This is a genomic window from Bacillus sp. MAG717A, assembly GCF_036884855.1.
Lineage (GTDB): Bacteria > Bacillota > Bacilli > Bacillales > Bacillaceae > Bacillus > Bacillus safensis.
Genome location: NZ_CP145733.1, coordinates 1582961 through 1599322 on the forward strand (window position 1 = coordinate 1582961; position 16362 = coordinate 1599322).

Sequence of the window (16362 nt, forward strand, 5' to 3'; positions counted from 1 at the left end):
GTTTAAGCCTTCTTTTTCATTAAGAATGAAGCGATGATGGCAGCGACTAAGAAGCCGATGCTGATAATGGAGCTAGGCAGGTTTTCTTGTCTGAATAGGAACAAAACAAAGCTCAAACTGAGTACAAGACCTGCAAATAAAGTCAAATACGGAAACAGCCATACCTTGAAATACGGCTCCTGTGGATATTTTGGACGCAGCTTTAGATGTGCCATACAAATGCTGATCCAAATGAGTGAAACCGCAAAACCAGGAATAGCCAGCATATAGCTGAAAATTTGCTCTGGATATAAGTAAGCAAAGAATGTTCCAATGAGAAGAAATAGAACGGTGACCCATAAACTCAAAATGGGTACGCCTCTTTTGTTGACCTGTGCCAGCTTTTTCGGACCGCCATCTGATTTAGAAAGAGAATGAATCATTCTCGTCGTTCCATAAATTCCAGAATTGGCCGCAGATAGAACGGCTGTAATCAAGACGAAATTAATGAAGTGAGAGGCGCCTTGCATACCAGCAGCAGAGAAGACTTGGACAAAAGGACTGTTATTTGGGTCAATTTGATTCCAAGGAATGAGTCCGCAGATGATCAAAATCGGCAATGTGTAAAATAAGATAATCCGCCACATCATACTTTTGACTACTCCAGGCAAGACCTTCTCTGCATCCTTTGTTTCAGTAATGGTCAGCCCGATCAATTCAGAGCCTCCATAAGAGAAAATAACCACTAAAAGTGATGCAAAAATCGCACCCCATCCGTTCGGGACGAAGTTTTGATAGTTGGTAAGCGCTGGTGAGCTTTGTTCGTTTGGAATGATCCCAAATAATAATGCTGCACCGAGAATAATAAAGACAATAATAACGAAAATCTTCATTCCAGCGAACCAAAATTCAATTTCACCAAAGTATTTTACATTATTTAAGTTAATTCCGATGACTAAGAGTGAGCAAAGTAAACATAGAGACCATAGAGGTACGTTCGGCAGCCAGTATTGAAGCAGGCTACCAGCTGCAATAATCTCAATGACACATACAGTGAGCCACATAAAACAGTAAACCCAGCCGACGACAAATGAAAAACGTTGACCAAGCGCAATTTGTATAAGGTCGCGAAGATTATTTCCCGGATACACAATGGCCATTTCGGCTAATGCTGCCATCACAATGAGGAGCAGCAATCCGGCAAATACATAGGAAAAGATGACCCCAGGACCCGCTAAACCAATTGTATCGGCACTTCCTTTAAAGATTCCTGTACCAATGACCCCGCCCATCGCAATCATGCGGATGTGACGCGGTGATAAAAGCTTTTTTAATTCTTGTTGCTCCTGATTCGCGCTCATGACGTTCTCCTTTTTTAAAAATGCTTATGTTCCATTTTCTTTTTTCAAGACGTCAGTGTCAATATAAAAAAAGAGATTTTTCAGACAAAAATAGAGGTTAATTCTATCAAAATATATATTTATATCCATAATTACCTTATTTCATCCATATTCTAAAAATGAAACTTCAAATAAATGAACAATTGCCTTATTTATGACATAAACAATTTTCAGTTTTTGTCGATATATCATTTGTATTACTAAAGTCCTAATAGAGAATTATTTATAACTGTAAAATATTTCAAAAACGTTAAAGTTGAAAGGAGATATGAAAGATGTTTAAGAGAAAAGGAAATGATTCATCGTCTGAAATCCTTCTGAGTGAAAGCAGCCAATTAATAGAAAGAATCGAAAAAGGAGACCTTTCAGCAAGACTAGACACTGCTGCATTCTCTTCAAGCCAAACGATAGAAGCGGTAGCGCAAATTAATGAAGCTTTGCAAAAGATGCAAGAAGCAAATGAAAATATTCAAATGCGGGTGGAATTAGTGACAAAAGCCATTAAAGTTGGCTTATGGGATATGGTCGTCATCGCTGGAGACCCGGTCAATCCAAAAAATGAATTCACATGGACAGATGAATTCCGCAAAATGCTCGGCTTTCAAAATGAGCACGATTTTCCAAATCTATTAGATAGCTGGGCATCTCGAATACATCCGGATGAACAAGAATATACATTAGACGCATTTTCTTCGCATTTATTGGATCATTCAGGGCGTACGCCGTATGATATCGAATATCGCTTAAAGTTAAAAAACGGAGATTATCGCTGGTTCAAAGCAACTGGAACGACCGTTCGTGATCGAAATGGTGTCCCTCTTCGTGTGGCGGGAGCTCTTTTTGATATTCATGATCAGAAATTGAAAGAAGAAGAGCTGCAAGCATTCGTCACAAGATATGACTTAATCAACCGTGCGCTTGTTGAAGCTCCTTGGGACATGGTGGTAGAGGCCGGTGATCCAGTCAATCCAAATAACGAATTCTGGTGGTCTCCGCAGTTCAGATCAACTCTTGGCTTTACGGATGAAAAAGATTTCCCAAATGTTCTGAGCAGCTGGAGCGACCGCCTGCATCCTGAGGATCAAGAAATGGCTCTCCAAGCTTTTGCGGATCATTTAAATGACCACTCTGGCCGCACACCATTCGACATTGATTACAGATTACAGAGTAAAAATGGTGAGTACCGCTGGTATCATGCGGGTGGTGAAACCATTCGTGATGAAAAAGGTGTGCCTCTTCGTGTGGCAGGAACTATTCGTGATATCACGTTAGAAAAAAACAAAGAAAAAACAGCGAATGAAATGGCTTCACAAGTAGAACAGCTTTCAAGCTCTATTAGCGAGATGGTCTCGGGCATTAGTTCTGTGACAAATCAAGCACAGGAGCTTGCTGTTGCTCAAGAGCAGTCAACGTCTGCCGCAAATCTAGCTAAAAACAGTGCTGATGAGACGAAAAATATTTCTGACTTAATCAAAGAAGTGGCGAACCAAACGAACCTGCTTGGTCTAAATGCTGCAATTGAAGCAGCTAGAGCTGGAGAACAGGGCCGCGGATTCTCTGTCGTTGCTGATGAAGTACGAAAGCTGGCGCTGCATAGTGCCAATGCAACTGAAAATATTGAATCTAGTTTAGCGGAAATGAAAACACAAATTGATGAAATTCTTGATAATATTTCGAATATGACAGCTCTGACGCAAACACAGGCTGCTTTAACAGAGCAGGTGAATGCTGCAGTTGATGAAGTGAATCACATGTCTCAGCGTCTTGTGGCGTATTCAAAGAGTATTTAGTCGTCAAAAACCGCCTTCTCGAAGAAGGCGGTTTTTTCATTAAAATTGATCTGCTGGGAAAACAATACCTGCATCTTTTCTTGCAGCGTCAAGGACTTTCATCACGGATAGACTTTCATCAAGCCATGCATAGCACTGTTCATGATTTTTTGTTTCAATGATATGCTGGAAAGCTTCTGCCTCATAATGCAGACGGTTTGGATTCGTTTGTGCATTGAGTGAGATGACCCTGTCATCAACATGCATCAGCACTTCCTCGCACCCATTCGCCCCATTTTTCACATGAATAAAGCCTTTTTCTCCTTGAATCAATGCAAAGTTCATGCTGTTTGTATCCTTACTGCCGACACTTGTCGCAATAAAATCATTGTAAGTGAACGTTAAAACACCAGATGTGTCAATACCGTTTGGATGGCGGTTTGCCTGATACCTTACCTGCTCTGGTGATCCAAAGAGGTTCATGATGAAATGGATATTATAGATATTAATATCCATCAGCGCTCCTCCAGAGAACTCAGGGTTAAAGACATTTGGCGTTTCGCCGGCTAGCAGCTGATTATATTTGCTTGAATATTGACTATAGTTGCATTGAACCAGTTTGATTTTACCTAATTGATGAAGATGCTTTTTGATTAAATGATAATTTGGCATATGAACGGTCGTAATGGCTTCAAATAGGAGAAGCTGCTTTTCCTTTGCGAGAGCGATTAAGGCTTGCAGTTCTTTAACATTTGATGTGAAAGGCTTTTCGCATATCACATGTTTTCCGTGTTTCAATGCAGCCGTTGCATGCTCGCTATGTAAACGATTCGGTGATGCGATGTAAACAGCTTCTACGTGAGGATCTTCTAGCATAGCGGTTAGATCCGTATAAGTTGTCTGCACTCCAAATTTGTCTGCGAGCTTCTTTGCCGTTGCTTCCTTTCTTGAATAGACAGCGTGACAAGAAGCACCTTCGAGCTGTTCAATCGCTTGAAGGAAGCCTTCCACAATGATACCTGTTCCAATGGTTGCGATGTTCATTCTCCAAAACCCCTTCCACTCGTTTAAGCTGTCTCTAGTATAACCGATGTTTTCATTGGACGTGTAATGAGATACCTGAGCGAAGGTGTGCCAGTGACCAACACCGGTACACCTTTGGCAGCCGTTACAATCAGCTGATGTTTGCTAATGTTTGCTTTGTTAACAATTGAATGGCAGCCTTCCGCTTTTTTAACTCTTGAATAGAGTGTTGGATATCTTCGACTTTTTGTTCAAGCAGCTGTTCAGCTTCTGTTTTTGACTGTTTTTCGAAAAGTGATTTGATAATTTCACGAATTTCTTTAAGCGAGAAATCTAGCTTTCTCGCTTCGGTGATAAATGATAGCATGAGTACATATTTTTTATCATATAGACGATAGCCGTTATGTGCTCTCTTTGGTTCTGGGAGCACCCCCTCATTTTCGTAAAAACGAATGGTTTCAATATGTACTCCAGACATTTTTGACAATTTACCTCTCGTAAACGTAATCATTCCCTGCACCTCCTTTCTTTGCTATCCATCATACAATTAGATTTGCTAGTTTCAAAACATTCTATAGTGGGGAACAATTGTACTATTTTACTTGTTGTAAATGGGGGATCAGCACGATGAATAGAATACGTTATAATAGAGTAGACTCATGTGATATTTGTTACAGATGTGAACAAGTAGACAGCGTGAAGAAAAAACGATAGGCTAAAATAGGTAAATAGTAATGAAATAACCTGTCATCATGGTAATGGTGGCTCAAAATAGTGACAGCACGTTTTTGCTGAGAAAAGGGGACCAGTGAATGTATAAATTAGTCGCAATTGATATGGATGGTACGTTATTAAATGATCAACATATAGTGCCGGATGAAGTGTTTGAAGCCATTCAACAGGCAAAGGCAGAAGGAATTAAAATTGTTTTATGTACAGGCCGGCCAATTGGCGGGGTAAATCGTTATTTAGCTGATCTTCACCTTGATCAAGAGGGAGATTATGTGATCGCCTATAATGGAGCGCTTGTTCAAAGCAGCCATACAAATGAAGTGGTGTCAGAGCTGACATTATCCTATGATGACTTAACTTCTTTATATGAATTGAGCCGTCAGCTGGATACACCGATGCATTATTTCGATTCAGCCAATTTATACACACCGAATCGCGATATTAGTGAATACACAGTGCTTGAATCCTACTTAACAAAACTGCCGCTGAAATATATGCCTGTTGAAGAGGCAGATTCATCGATGAGACTTCCGAAAATGATGTATATTGATCAGCCAGAACGTTTGGAAAAAACGATACAAGCCATCCCATCTGAAGTGAAGGAAAAGTATATGATGGTGAAAAGTACAGATTTCTTCCTTGAAATCCTGCATCCTGAAGTGAGTAAGGGAAATGCTGTGAAGCTTCTAGCGAAGGAGCTGGGAATTCCTCGTGAAGAAGTCATGGCTATTGGTGACAATGGGAACGACGTATCAATGCTAGAGTTTGCGGGCTGCGGCGTCGCTATGGGAAATGCCATTGATGATGTCAAAGCCGTAGCAGATGTTGTAACAAAATCTAATAATGAAGCCGGAGTAGCACATGTGCTGCATGAGCTGGTTTTAGGAAAATAAGAAAAGAGCGGTCTACCAGTGCGGTAGCCGCTTTTTTATATATTGGAGAAAAAGTAAACAAGCATACGTCTGCTGCTTAAATTCGTCTTTTGCAGCATCGCTTTCACATGATCATGAACGGTATGGGGGGAAATAAATAACGTGCTCGCAATTTCCTTTGTCGACTGGCCCTTTAATAAGCAGTCGAGGACGTTCATCTCTCTTTCTGTCAGTCTGTACGTTTTCGCCGCATAAGGAAGGATATCATTTGTTTGGGCTCGTTTGATGTGAATCATGATAGCCTCCTCCTGCCTGTCAGCCTGCGCTAATCGAAAGGCTTGAAGAGAGAGGAACAACCCCGTAGGCAATCTCGTCATGCTTGCCGTTGTTTGCTCGATACCGCCATATAAAAGTTTTGCCCCTAATGCTCTAAACGGGCGTGGCATGATCGCCTTGTCATGGATTTGTTCAAAGGCTTGAAAAGTCTGAAGCCAATGAAGACCTGTCTCATTTCCATAAAGAAGGTTGTAATCGTGCGAAAGAATAAGGAAGCCTTGTTGCTCCGCTGCCGTGTCTTCTTCAGTTTCTCTTTTCTTGAAAAGTTCATCTCTTAGCTTGGCTGCGAGCCTGGGCGTTTGTTCGATGACCGCTTGGATATCTTTTTCTTGAAAAGGTTCCTTGTCCTTTAGACGATAGAGGCTGGCCATCCCCCAGCATTCCCCTTGAATCACAAGAGCTGCTCGCAATTCATCAGACCATCCTTTAGGTAACAAAATGTTTTGGTAGCGATCACTGCTAAGGTATTCTCCGCTTTGGACTAGGCTCGCAGCATGAACAGGGCCTTTGGCTAGAAACTCATGCTGATGTACGTCCCTTTTTAAAAACTCATTTTGAAACAGCTGGTCATGAATTTCTTCAATCGGTTCATCTGTGAAGGAACCTGTCGAGAGGAGAGTGGCTGGATCAATGGTCGTGATACAGGCGGCATCAAAATCAAGGACGGCAGCAAGTTCGTCCCGAATGTGTTGTCTCAGCTGCTGAAAATGAGTGGCTGGATTGGTCACATGATCTCCTCCTCAAAAATCCCCACTTTTAGGGATCGTGTTTTATGGTGTCTCTTTTTACAATAAAGATGTCATATCGTTAGTGTACAGGAAACGATGGAAAGCGGAAAGGAACTGGAGGAGAAGGACATGAAAGAAAACCAGCATTGGCACGATCCCGTTGCTGAGTCATATGCAGCGACGATTGCCTATAAAGTACCCGGCTATCAGCTATTGCATGAGTTGACAATAGATGTATTAGAAACTGAATTAAAGGGAGCGGTTCCCCGCATCCTGACTGTTGGAGCGGGTGGGGGCGAAGAGATCATCAACATGTTACAAAGAAAAGAAGACTGGCTCATCACAGGGGTTGATCCGTCACCTTCTATGCTGGACATGGCGAAACAGCGAGTTGCAAAGCTAGAAATGGAGGCGCGTGTCACATGGCATGAGGCCTCATTAGATACGGTATCAGCTGAACCTGTTTACGATGCGGCAGTGAGCTTGCTTGTCATTCATTTTATAGAAAAGCGCCAGCTCTTTTTAGACGAGGTTGCCCGCAGGCTTCAACCAGAAGCACCGTTTATGTTGGCCTTTATACAAGGCGAGATGAAGTCCCATGCGTTTCAACAGGAGCTTCACATGCTTTCTCTTTTCATGCAGCGGCAAGGCCTGGAAAAAGAGGTGTTTACGTCCTTTAAAAACAGGCTGGGACACACGACACACCCTGTTCCCGAGGAAGAAATAAAAGAGCATTTAATCAAAGCAGGATTTGAAGACATCAGACCCTATTTTCAGGCAGGAATGATCAAAGGGCTTGTTTGCAAGCGGAATCGTAGAGAGGCGGATGAGAAATGAGAACACAGGTGATGGTGATAGGCGGCTATGGACATGTTGGACAGCAAATATGTCTTCAGCTAAGTGAAGTGTATCCCGGTCAAATTGTTGCAGCAGGCAGAAGCTATGAGAAGGCAGAGAAATTTTCACGCCAGACAAAAGGGAAGGTTCTTCCCTATCAACTTGATGTCAGTGAGCCGTTATTTTCGGACTGGGTGGATCAAACAAAGCTGGTGATCATGTGTCTCGATCAAGAAGACACGACATTTGCTGAAACCGTTCTGCGGGCAGGCATTGATTATATCGATATTTCTGCAAAGGGGGCGTATATGGAGCAGATGGCACAGCTGGATCAGCAGCAAATCGGTGCGACGGCTTTGCTCAGTGTAGGTCTCGCACCCGGCCTTACGAATTTATTAGCTGCGAAAGCATCATCTATGCTCTCATCAGTGAATCAAATAGATATAGGGATTATGCTTGGGTTGGGTGATCAGCATGGAAAAGCCGCCATTGAATGGACGCTTGACAATGTCCATACTGACTATGTGCTTACTGAGCATCATCAACGTAAAAGAGTCAAAAGCTTTACTGGAGGCAAGCGTATAGATTTTGGGGTGAAACTTGGAAAGAGGAAAGCCTATCAGTTCCCCTTCTCTGATCAGCAGACATTGCCTTTGACACTAAGTGTGCCTTCTGTGACAACAAGACTTTGTTTTGATTCTCGCGCGGCAACGCGGGCATTTGCCTTCACAAGGAGCCTTGGAATGACGTCACTTCTCACTGTTCCGAAAATCAAGGGAAGAGCCATTTCCATGATTCAATCGGCTCAAATGGGAACAGATCAATATGCAGTGAAAGTGGAGGCGACAGGAATGGAGAGGAACAAGATTCATCAAGCAGCGCTTGGAATAAAAGGGCATGATGAGTCTCAAGCAACAGCTCAAGTCGCCTCTGCTGCAGCAATACATTTATTGAGCAGGCGGTTTCAGACAGGTGTGTTTCATATCGAACAATTATTTTCATTAGCGTATGAGAATGGAGAATTCGCGTTGGTGGATCAAAACACGAAGGAAAAGCGTGTGTTAGCGCTGAAAGCCAACCTTTTAACCGCATAAAAGAATACGAACATAGAGTGATTCAAATGGAGGGTTGTAGACGGGAATGATAAAAAGGTTACGTTTTGCAAATAAATTTCAAGTGGATGGTGTGGTGTTTACAAGTGTTAAATACAGAACAAGATATAATTAAAAATTATATAGATTCACCCCAAAAATTATATAAACGAGTATTGTTCGTTGTTAGTCTATCGCAAATATTTGGAGGGGCTGGACTAGCCGCAGGGATTACGGTAGGTGCCCTTTTAGCTCAACAAATGCTTGGAACTGAAGCCTATGCAGGAGTTCCAATGGCTTTATTTACTTTGGGGTCGGCTTGGGCAGCTTTCATTGTAGGAAAACTTTCACAACGTTATGGACGACGCATCGGTTTATCGACAGGTTTTGTTATTGGAGGAATCGGAGCAATTGGCGTTGTGATTGCAGCTATGATGAATAGTGTCATTTTATTATTTGCCTCGCTCTTCATTTACGGTGCGGGAACATCCACAAATTTACAAGCTCGTTATGCTGGGACTGACTTAGCGAATTCTAAACAACGTGCAACGGCCATTAGTATGACAATGGTCATGACAACATTTGGGGCTGTAGCAGGTCCAAATTTAGTTGAAATGATGGGTAAATTCGCCGTATCAATTGGTGTTCCATCACTTGCGGGTCCCTTTATTTTATCAGCCGCAGCATTTATTGTAGCAAGTCTTGTCCTTTTTATTCTGCTGCGTCCTGATCCGTTAGTTATTGCTCAAAGAATAGCAGCTTACAAAGCAAAACATGAGCCTGGATATCAACCAGATTCTGTTGATAAAAAAATAGATAAAAAAGGGATTACAGTAGGTGCCACGGTTATGATCTTAACTCAAATTGTCATGGTTGCACTCATGACCATGACACCGGTACATATGCAGCATCATGGTTATGGATTAGCCGAAGTGGGAATTGTTATTGGTTTTCATATTGGTGCAATGTATCTTCCTTCACCTATCACGGGTGTACTTGTAGATAAATTAGGACGAACAACTATGAGCATAGCGTCGGGCATAACATTGTTACTTGCTGGTTTATTAGCAGCATTCGCACCAAGTGATTCAATGATTCTATTAATCATTGCTCTGTCTTTACTTGGATTGGGTTGGAACTTTGGTTTAATTAGTGGTACTGCTCAAATAGTTGATTCTACAGAACCATCAACCCGGGCCAAAACCCAAGGAACACTCGATGTTTTTATTGCGTTAGCAGGTGCTGCTGGCGGTGCTCTTTCAGGAATGGTAGCTGCGAATACGAGTTATGCTACATTATCTTTAAGCGGAGGAATTTTATCTTTATTTCTCATACCTGTAATAGTTTGGTCATTTAAAAGTAAAACATAATGCAGCTCCGTGCTGCATCACAAAAAAAGACATGACCCCCATCATGGGAGAGCATGTCTTTTTTAATCCTCCATAAAAATACGTTTTGCTTCATAGTAGAGCACCTGCATAAATTTCTTCACATTAACAAGCCGGATGCTAGTTTTAGTTTTTTTATGATGATGTCGACACATCCCCTTTTTTCTTGATGCTCCCTGTGATGAGCTGTGTCAATGTGTCAGAACCTTTTTTTGAAAGGTGAACACCATCAGGCTGGAAATAGGATGGCTGTCCAGTAGCGGCTGAATGCCAATCAACCAAGGTGACATTTTGATCTTGATCGGCCACTCGCTGAATTACCGCATTCACATCATTTTCCCATGACCTCGGGACCCTCGTATTCACTAGGAAAATATGTGCCTTTGAAAAGTTTTGAATGAATGCTTTCAGCGTGTCCTCAGTAAAATAACCATTTGTGCCAAGTTCAATGATAACAGCGGCATCAGATTGATTAAATGATTTGTATTGAGGGGCGATGCTGATGGCTTCGTTCATCTGTCTGCCAACCTTCCCATCGATAGTGATCTGTTTATATGCTTTTTCAAGATTCGGCGCAATGTCTAACATGACAGAATCACCAATGGCAAGAATTTGGTGAAATTGTTTTTGATCAGCTGCTTTTTTCTCGTGCTTTTCTTTCTTTTTCTTCGCTTTTGATTCCGAAGGTTCGGCTGTTTTTTTCGGTGCTGTCTTAATTTGCGTCACTTCCTTCACATGTGGGGATGAAGTGGACGAATTAGACATGCCAATGATAAATAAGATCAAAAGAGCTGCGGTGATTCCAAGGAACACCTTATTAGATGTAGACCATTGTTTGATTCCTTTTTTCCAAATAGACCAAGAGGCAAAATATTGTCTGAAGCCATGCTGGCGGATTGGCTGTTCGATGAAGCGATAGGAAGCCTCAGCAACTAGTAAAATGGCGATGAACTGCATTGTGACACGCGCGATGGAAGGCTGTCCAATTTCAATGACCGGTGTGGTCAGTACGATAATGGGATAATGCCACAGATAAATACCATAAGACCGCTTACCAAGCCAGACGAGCGGCTGAAAGGACAGCCATTTCCCTATAAGACTTGCAGGGTGGCAGACGCACGCAATTAAAATGGCAGCATTCAGACAGAATAAAAGCATGCCGCCCTGATAGAGAAAGGCATCGAAATCGTCCACTGCATAAACACAAAGAAGGAAAATCGCAAACGAACCGAACCCGGCAATATGTAAAATACGTCTGCCAACAGGAAGTAATTTCTTGCTGGATAGTCTTTGCATAGGCCACACAAATGCCAGACTGCAACCAATCAGGAGCGCAAATGCACGAGTATCTGTTCCATAATAAACCCTGCTTGGATCGGTATCTGGTGAATAAAGAATCGCCATCCATAAGGCGGAGACAAGTGCTAGGCCAAAGGTGATCATAGGCAGATGGGATCTGTTTTTTATCCATTTCAGCCCTGCAATCAACAGTACCGGCCAAACGATATAAAATTGCTCTTCAATTGCCAAAGACCACAAATTTTTCAGTGGAGATAGGGCATTGAAGCTATCAAAATATGAAAGCTGGTGAAAAATATACCACCAGTTACTGACATAAAAAAAGGACGATAGGGCATCGCCACGAATGGACAATAATGCGTTTGAACCAGCAATCGCGCACCAACTGACGGTTATAAAAATCATGATGTAAGCAGCTGGAAGAAGCCTCCTGATCCGTCCCATCCAAAATGGCAAAAGCTCTTGATAGCCTAAATCCTGCTTATGTAACAAGATCGTTGTAATCAAGTAACCAGAAATGACAAAAAATAAATCAACGCCAAGAAACCCGCCACTTGCGGGTCCGATATGTAAGTGATAAGCAATGACTGCCAATACAGCAACGGCTCTTAGTCCATCTAATCCTAAAATATAACGAAAACGATTTTCCTTGCTGTTCATGAAAATGAATCCCCCATCAATGTCAAACGCTTCTTTTTGTTGTTCATTCAAAAGAGCAACGATTCTTTTATTTTATATAAGATTAGACGAATCAGCATTACATTTTGTTGGCGAATTTCTGTCTTTTTTTAAATTTTTTTCATACGAAAAAAGAATTGGTGGGTGAAGAGATGTCGAATTTGATACTCAAAACCAAAATCCCTGTCATAATAAAAGAAGAAGGAAAGGGGATGTGTTGAATGAGAACGATCGAAAATGATCAGTTATTGGTTCAGATTCATGAAAAGGGAGCGGAAGTCAGGGAGGTGCTTGACAAGGAAAGCGGGCGTCACTATATGTGGTCTGGAGATCCAGCTTATTGGGGCAGGGTGTCGCCTGTCTTGTTTCCGATTGTTGGGCGATTAATGAATGATCAATACAAGATTGACGATCAAACCTTTGAGCTCACGCAGCATGGATTTTTGCGTGATGTCAATTTTGATTTATATGAAGAAACGGATCATACGGTGACCTTTCAATATGAATCAAGAGGCCGGCACGTGAAGCAATACCCATATGAATTTACAGCACGAATTCGTTATGAACTACTGGAAAATGGACTGAAGATTTCCTGGGAAATTGATCATGACGGAGATGATACGATGTATTTCTCCATTGGAGGGCACCCAGCATTTCGTGTTCCTCTCGTTGAAGGCGAGCAAGCAGCAGATTATTCACTCACATTGACACCTTCCACTGAACATCTCCCTGTGCAATATGAACTGCGGAATTCACTTGTCAGAGAGAAAGGAAAAGGAATTGAGCTTGAGCCGATCCAGCTTCGGCCAGAGCTTTTTCAGCATGATGCGATGATCTTTAGCCATATCAATCGAGTGTCATTGACTTCCAATGCAGGTCACGGAGTTGAGGTCGATCTCACTGGCTTTCCGTTCGTGGGCATTTGGTCGCCTTATGATCAAGAAAAAGGAACGATGGCTCCTTTTGTTTGTATTGAGCCGTGGTATGGCATCGCCGATATGGAAGGGACGAATGGGCAGTATAAAGAGAAGTTTGGCATTCAAACATTAAAAAAGAATGAGACCTTTCATGCTGCTTATACAATTTTCTTCAAATGAACATTTGTGCATGATGAGTTGAACAATTTGTTATGATAGAAGAAAAAAGGGGGCTTATGAATGGATCGAGAGAAACAACAGCTGAGTATTGAAGCGGCAAGGCTTTACTATTTGTCTGATTACAGCCAGCAGGAAATTGCCAAGCAGCTGGACTTGTCCAGACCGACTGTATCTCGGCTGCTTCAATATGCGAAAGAGAAGGGGTATGTCCAGATTACGGTGATGGATCCGTTTGAGGATTTAAATGAGCTTTCTTCATTGCTCAAGGAAAAATATGACCTTCTCGAAGCACATGTGGTGTTTTCGCCAAAGGACGACTATCCAACCATCACCGATTATTTGAGCCGATTTGGTGCAGATTACTTGCAAGAAACGGTGAAAGACGGTGATATCGTTGGCGTGAGCTGGGGAACGACTATGTATCAAATTGCACAAAAGATGCAACCTAAACAGGTAAAAGGTGTAGAGGTTGTCCAGCTCAAGGGTGGAATCAGCCATTCTCATGTGAATACATATTCTGCGGAAACCATTCAGTTGTTTGCTGAGGCCTTTCAAACAGCACCGCGCTATTTGCCGCTTCCTGTTGTATTTGATAGTGCTGCTGTCAAGGAAATGGTTGAGCAGGACAGACACATTCAGCGAATTATTGAAATGGGCAAGCAGGCGAATATCGCTGTGTTTACTGTTGGAACGGTAAGAGATGAGGCACTTTTGTTTAGACTAGGTTATTTCCGTGAAGAAGAAAAAGCTCTCCTCAAGGCATCCAGTGTCGGAGACATTTGCTCGCGTTTTTATGATCAAGATGGACGCATTTGCAGTGAAGCCATTAACAATCGCACAATTGGTGTGGAGCTAGATGATTTAAGGACAAAAGAACGATCCATTCTTGTCGCTGGCGGTCATCGAAAGGTGGCTTCTATACACGGCGCACTAAGAGGAAAATATGCGAATGTATTGATCATCGATCAGCACACAGCGAGGGCTCTTTTAAATGTCACAAAATAGATGAACAAAATTTCATAACCGTGTTTACAATTGTTCATTCGTCATATATGATGAAAGTATCATAATTAAAAGGAAGTGTGAAGCATGACGATAGCAAAGCTCATTGATCATACAGCACTAAAACCAGATACAACTAGAGCTGCAATTATGCAGTTACTTGAAGAAGCAAAGACTCATCAATTTGCATCTGTTTGCGTGAACCCAACTTGGGTATCTCTTGCGTCAAAAGAACTAGCAGGAACAGGTGTTGATGTATGTACAGTCATCGGTTTCCCGTTAGGTGCGAACACAACAGCGGTGAAAGCATTCGAAACAAAGGATGCGATTGAAAACGGAGCGACAGAAGTAGATACTGTCATCAATATCGGAGCACTAAAAGACGGCGAATATGATGTCGTTGAGCAAGATATTCGCGCAGTTGTAGACGCGGCAAAAGGGAAGGCACTTGTGAAAGTCATTATTGAAGCGTGCCTACTTACTGATGCAGAAAAAGTCAAAGCTTGTGAGCTTTCAGTGAAAGCAGGCGCTGATTTTGTGAAAACATCGACTGGATTTAGTACAGGCGGTGCAACAGCTGAGGACATCGCATTAATGCGTAAAACAGTAGGGCCTGATATCGGTGTGAAAGCATCAGGTGGCGTGAGAACAAAAGAAGACGTTGAGGCAATGACAGCTGCAGGTGCTACCCGTATTGGTGCAAGTGCAGGCGTTTCCATTATCAAAGGGGATCAATCAGCTCCTTCGAAAGACTATTAATTCATACGATCCTATGGTAGGATAACATTCATGACTCATAAATGATGAAAAAGTCATATGCGGAAGGAACTCGCTTCTGGGAATTTCTTCCGCGTTTTGTTTACGAAATAGGGTTTGTTCCATACAAGCGCATTAATGTAAACGAATTCATTCAAGGAGGAAAAACATGAAATACGTGATTGGTATCATCGGTTTGCTAGTGATTCTCGCCATTGCATGGCTGGCTAGTAATGGGAAAAAACGAGTGAAATTCCGTCCAGTAATTGTCATGATTGTACTGCAATTTATTTTAGGTTATATCCTGCTCAATACAGGTGTTGGAAACTTCCTAGTCGGAGGCTTTGCAAAAGGATTCCAAATGCTTCTAGGCTATGCCGGCGAAGGAATCAACTTTGTATTTGGCGGGTTAATGAATGATAAAGCGTCTACGTTCTTCATCAATGTTTTACTGCCGATCGTTTTTATCTCAGCGTTAATCGGTATCCTGCAGCATTGGCGTATTCTTCCGCTTATCGTACGTGGAATCGGATATTTGCTTAGTAAAGTAAACGGTATGGGGAAACTAGAATCTTACAACGCAGTAGCGTCTGCGATTTTAGGTCAATCAGAGGTCTTTATTTCTATTAAGAAACAACTTGGATTATTACCTCAGCAGCGTCTTTATACATTATGTGCATCTGCAATGTCGACAGTATCGATGTCGATTGTTGGTGCGTACATGCAAATGATTAAACCAGAGTACGTGGTTACAGCACTTGTGCTGAACCTATTTGGTGGATTTATTATCGCATCGATCATCAATCCATATGAAGTGTCTAAGGACGAAGACATGCTTGAAGTCGTTGAGGAAGAAAGACAATCCTTCTTCGAAATGCTTGGCGAATACATTATGGATGGCTTCAAAGTAGCGATTGTTGTTGCTGCAATGTTGATTGGATTCGTTGCATTAATTGCGATGATTAACGGTATCTTTACAGCAGTCATCGGTGTTTCTTTCCAAGATGTACTTGGATATGTCTTTGCTCCATTTGCGTTCCTTGTCGGTGTACCTTGGAGCGAAGCGGTACAAGCAGGAAGCATTATGGCAACCAAAATGGTATCAAACGAGTTTGTTGCGATGCTCGCTCTATCTGGGGATGGCCTGCATTTCACTGCTCGTACAGAAGCGATCATTTCTGTATTCCTTGTATCATTTGCGAACTTCTCTTCTATCGGTATCATTGCTGGAGCAGTCAAAGGCTTAAACGAAAAGCAAGGAAACGTAGTCGCACGCTTTGGATTAAAGCTGTTATTCGGTGCAACTCTTGTCAGTTTCTTAACAGCAGGCGTTGTCGGTTTGATTTACTAATTTAAAAAAAGGAATGGTGAAAAC

Annotated in this window: 14 protein-coding genes; 9 read left to right on the forward strand and 5 right to left on the reverse strand. The window is 42.1% G+C overall.

Annotation, left to right across the window (positions count from 1 at the left end; translation table 11 throughout):
- Nucleotides 1–2: 2 nt before the first annotated feature.
- Nucleotides 3–1340 carry an amino acid permease gene (locus V6Z54_RS08080; protein ID WP_073978779.1) on the reverse strand — a complete coding sequence of 446 codons (1338 nt, stop codon included), beginning with the start codon at nt 1338–1340 and terminating at the stop codon, nt 3–5.
- Between the two features lie 314 nt (nt 1341–1654).
- On the opposite strand from V6Z54_RS08080, the gene V6Z54_RS08085 reads away from it, so the two are divergent.
- Nucleotides 1655–3169 (forward strand): PAS domain-containing protein, encoded by a 1515-nt coding sequence (locus V6Z54_RS08085; protein ID WP_041087510.1) that lies wholly within the window; start codon nt 1655–1657, stop codon nt 3167–3169.
- Nucleotides 3170–3208: 39 nt separating this feature from the next.
- Here V6Z54_RS08085 and V6Z54_RS08090 read toward each other — a convergent pair whose 3' ends face one another.
- Both V6Z54_RS08090 and V6Z54_RS08095 read right to left on the reverse strand, forming a co-directional pair.
- Complete coding sequence (locus V6Z54_RS08090; protein WP_041087512.1) at nt 3209–4192, reverse strand: Gfo/Idh/MocA family oxidoreductase; 984 nt, start codon at nt 4190–4192, stop codon at nt 3209–3211.
- Between the two features lie 130 nt (nt 4193–4322).
- Entirely contained in the window at nt 4323–4682 is a 360-nt protein-coding gene (locus V6Z54_RS08095) for a MerR family transcriptional regulator (protein ID WP_039182663.1), read from the reverse strand.
- 301 nt (nt 4683–4983) lie between these two features.
- Here V6Z54_RS08095 and yidA point away from each other — a divergent pair, with 301 nt between their 5' ends.
- Nucleotides 4984–5796 carry a sugar-phosphatase gene (gene yidA / locus V6Z54_RS08100; protein ID WP_041087516.1) on the forward strand — a complete coding sequence of 271 codons (813 nt, stop codon included), beginning with the start codon at nt 4984–4986 and terminating at the stop codon, nt 5794–5796.
- Nucleotides 5797–5831: 35 nt separating this feature from the next.
- Here the strand turns inward: yidA and V6Z54_RS08105 are convergent, their stop codons facing one another.
- Nucleotides 5832–6839, reverse strand: a complete 1008-nt coding sequence (locus V6Z54_RS08105) for a LuxR C-terminal-related transcriptional regulator (RefSeq protein WP_338527905.1) — start codon at nt 6837–6839, stop codon at nt 5832–5834.
- A 129-nt stretch (nt 6840–6968) separates the two neighbouring features.
- Between V6Z54_RS08105 and V6Z54_RS08110 the strand changes: the two genes are divergently transcribed.
- From V6Z54_RS08110 to V6Z54_RS08120, 3 genes are all read left to right on the forward strand, one after another.
- The gene (locus tag V6Z54_RS08110) at nt 6969–7676 is read left to right on the forward strand and encodes a class I SAM-dependent methyltransferase (RefSeq protein ID WP_338527906.1); all 708 of its coding nucleotides are present in this window, start codon (nt 6969–6971) and stop codon (nt 7674–7676) included.
- Nucleotides 7673–8770 carry a saccharopine dehydrogenase NADP-binding domain-containing protein gene (locus tag V6Z54_RS08115; RefSeq protein WP_338527907.1) on the forward strand — a complete coding sequence of 366 codons (1098 nt, stop codon included), beginning with the start codon at nt 7673–7675 and terminating at the stop codon, nt 8768–8770. Before V6Z54_RS08110 ends, V6Z54_RS08115 begins: the two co-directional genes overlap by 4 nt.
- Nucleotides 8771–8856: 86 nt before the next feature.
- Complete coding sequence (locus V6Z54_RS08120; RefSeq protein ID WP_338527967.1) at nt 8857–10137, forward strand: MFS transporter; 1281 nt, start codon at nt 8857–8859, stop codon at nt 10135–10137.
- Nucleotides 10138–10290: 153 nt separating this feature from the next.
- On the opposite strand, the gene V6Z54_RS08125 is transcribed toward V6Z54_RS08120, so the two are convergent.
- Nucleotides 10291–12114, reverse strand: coding sequence for an acyltransferase family protein (locus V6Z54_RS08125; protein WP_269102885.1), 1824 nt, complete (start codon nt 12112–12114; stop codon nt 10291–10293).
- A gap of 239 nt (nt 12115–12353) precedes the next feature.
- On the opposite strand from V6Z54_RS08125, the gene V6Z54_RS08130 reads away from it, so the two are divergent.
- The 4 genes from V6Z54_RS08130 (at nt 12354) to V6Z54_RS08145 (ending at nt 16338) form a co-directional block, all read left to right on the forward strand.
- Nucleotides 12354–13229, forward strand: a complete 876-nt coding sequence (locus V6Z54_RS08130; RefSeq protein ID WP_338527908.1) for an aldose 1-epimerase family protein — start codon at nt 12354–12356, stop codon at nt 13227–13229.
- Nucleotides 13230–13289: 60 nt separating this feature from the next.
- Complete coding sequence (locus tag V6Z54_RS08135) at nt 13290–14234, forward strand: sugar-binding transcriptional regulator (protein ID WP_034281387.1); 945 nt, start codon at nt 13290–13292, stop codon at nt 14232–14234.
- An 84-nt stretch (nt 14235–14318) separates the two neighbouring features.
- On the forward strand, nt 14319–14990 hold the full coding sequence (gene deoC, locus V6Z54_RS08140) for a deoxyribose-phosphate aldolase (protein ID WP_338527909.1): 672 nt from the start codon (nt 14319–14321) through the stop codon (nt 14988–14990).
- A gap of 166 nt (nt 14991–15156) precedes the next feature.
- Entirely contained in the window at nt 15157–16338 is a 1182-nt protein-coding gene (locus V6Z54_RS08145) for a NupC/NupG family nucleoside CNT transporter (protein ID WP_060698825.1), read from the forward strand.
- The last annotated feature ends 24 nt before the right edge of the window (nt 16339–16362 follow it).